General features: G+C 39.6%; 2 protein-coding genes and 1 pseudogene. 1 reads left to right on the forward strand and 2 read right to left on the reverse strand.

The genetic code is table 11. From position 1 onward, the window contains the following. Positions 1-149: pseudogene (locus tag PX484_RS18365) on the reverse strand (threonine synthase); the annotation flags it as partial. A gap of 492 nt (positions 150-641) precedes the next feature. On the opposite strand from PX484_RS18365, the gene PX484_RS18370 reads away from it, so the two are divergent. Then, positions 642-1,412, forward strand: a complete 771-nt coding sequence (locus PX484_RS18370) for a class II glutamine amidotransferase (RefSeq protein ID WP_287765834.1) — start codon at positions 642-644, stop codon at positions 1,410-1,412. A 2-nt stretch (positions 1,413-1,414) separates the two neighbouring features. On the opposite strand, the gene PX484_RS18375 is transcribed toward PX484_RS18370, so the two are convergent. Continuing rightward, positions 1,415-2,079 (reverse strand): ABC transporter ATP-binding protein (locus PX484_RS18375; RefSeq protein WP_288105033.1); only part of this gene is annotated, 665 nt, incomplete at its 5' end.

Genomic DNA, 2,079 nt, shown 5'->3' on the forward strand with positions numbered 1-2,079 from the left:
AGGGGTGTATTGCCTTCTAGGAGGGTAATTACAGGGGTTTTACTGCTTACGGGCAGAAATTGGCGATATTCTTCGATCAAACCGCGCCAGCCGCCGATAGACGAGGATTTAGTGGGTGATTGGGGGATCGATCGAGAAATAATTGTCATAGCCTTAAGGATACAGATTTGATTAGATGGCCTGATTTCCTATTTTATCCAATAAGCAGTCCAAAAAATTAATCTCGATCGCCCGATTCAGATTCATGGGAGTTAAAACAGGGATGCGGGAAGATAAAAGGCAATAACAGCAAATAAATGACCTTTTTGGTCAAAAAAATAGCTATTATATCGCTATAAATCTGATTTTTTGCCCTTTTTGTCTTTCAGAGGTTGATTTAATTAGCTGGTTATAATTAAATTGAAGATGGTTCCCCCTTTAATCCCTAGGGTTGATTCATAGTAGGGTTGATTCATGAATCAACCCTACCTTGATAAGGGGGGTGTCTGACAGTTTTTAACACCTACCTACTCAGTGCCAGATTAATTTCTTAGCTAGGATAGGCAAGAGGCAGCTGAAAAAAATTCTCCTGTCTCCTGTCACGACTGCTGGCAGTAAGTAATTTTGCCAGCATCTGATGTTCAGTTCAAACTCAAGCAACTATGTGTCAACTTCTAGGCATGAATTGTAATGTCCCCACGGATATCTGTTTTTCCTTTGAGGGATTTTGTGCGCGGGGAGGAAAAACCGACGAACATCGAGACGGTTGGGGAATCGCTTTTTTTGAGGGTTTAGGCTGCCGAACTTTTATTGATGTTCAACCCTCGATCGCTTCTCCGATTGCGGAATTAATTAAAAACTATCCCATCCATTCTACCAATGTTATCGCCCATATTCGCAAAGCCACCCAAGGAGAAATTAAACTAGAAAACTGTCATCCTTTTCGGCGGGAATTGTGGGGAAAATATTGGGTTTTTGCCCATAATGGTAATTTAGAAAATTTCTCACCTGCTGCGGGAGATTTTTATCAACCGGTTGGGGAGACGGATTCGGAAAAAGCTTTTTGTTTAATTCTTAATACCCTGCGAGAGACTTTTCCCCAGGGCAAACCTTCCCTAGAACAACTCTATCCAGTCCTAAAAACTATCACAAACTCTATCGCTTGTCAAGGTATTTTTAATTATCTTTTATGCGATGGTGAACACTTTTTTGCCCATTGTTCAACTAAATTAAGCTATATAATCCGGCAATATCCTTTTGCCGCTGCTCATTTAATTGATGAAGATGTGAGCGTTGACTTTCAAGCTTTAGCTCGTCTGGGCGATCAAGTGGCAATTATTGCCACTACACCCTTAACTGATAATGAAGTTTGGACAGCGATTAATGCAGGAGAATTATTAGTTTTTCAGGAGGGCGCAGCAATTTTAAGTTAATCTTACCAATTGTCACTTTGTCGAGATTTTTCTAAATCAATTAACTGAGTTTTTAGCCCTAACCAATCTAATTGATTGGCGAGGCAATCTGATCCAATTTTTCCCGCTTCTAGATAAATGACTCGCTCGGCAAATTCCTCTAAAAAATCCAGTTGATGATTGACCATAATTATCGTCATTGAACTTTGATTATTTAATACTTCTAATAACCTGCTGGCCGTGCCTGTATCTAGAGCAGAGGTGGGTTCATCTAATAACAGTATGCTCGGTTCTAACAGCAAAGCTCTGGTAATTGCTACTAATTGTCTTTGTCCTAAAGATAATTCTAACTCTCCGCGCTCAAACCACTGTTGAGGAATTTTTAATAGGGATGTCCAATGGTCAATTCTCTGATTAATTTCAGCAGGGTTAAGTTTTTTTAATTGCAGAGGATAAGCGAGAGCATCTCGAACAGTCATCCCTAATAATTTAGACTCTTGTGGCAATAAAACTATCTGTTGTCGCAGGGAAATAACCGGTATTTCCCTAATCGATTTACCTTGAAAATAAATATTTCCCGTGCTTGGTTCCTGCAAACGATTTAACAATCGTAAAATAGTCGTTTTTCCTGCCCCAGATGCTCCGACAATAGCTAACTTTTCTCCTTGCTTGATGCTAAAAGTAATAT

The organism is Microcystis sp. M49636_WE2 (genome assembly GCF_030065375.1).
GTDB classification, from domain to species: domain Bacteria; phylum Cyanobacteriota; class Cyanobacteriia; order Cyanobacteriales; family Microcystaceae; genus Microcystis; species Microcystis aeruginosa_C.

Excerpts from the sequence above, each read along its gene's own strand:
- PX484_RS18370 (WP_287765834.1), top strand. The coding sequence starts at position 642 with ATGTGTCAACTTCTAGGCATGAATTGTAATGTCCCCACGGATATCTGT.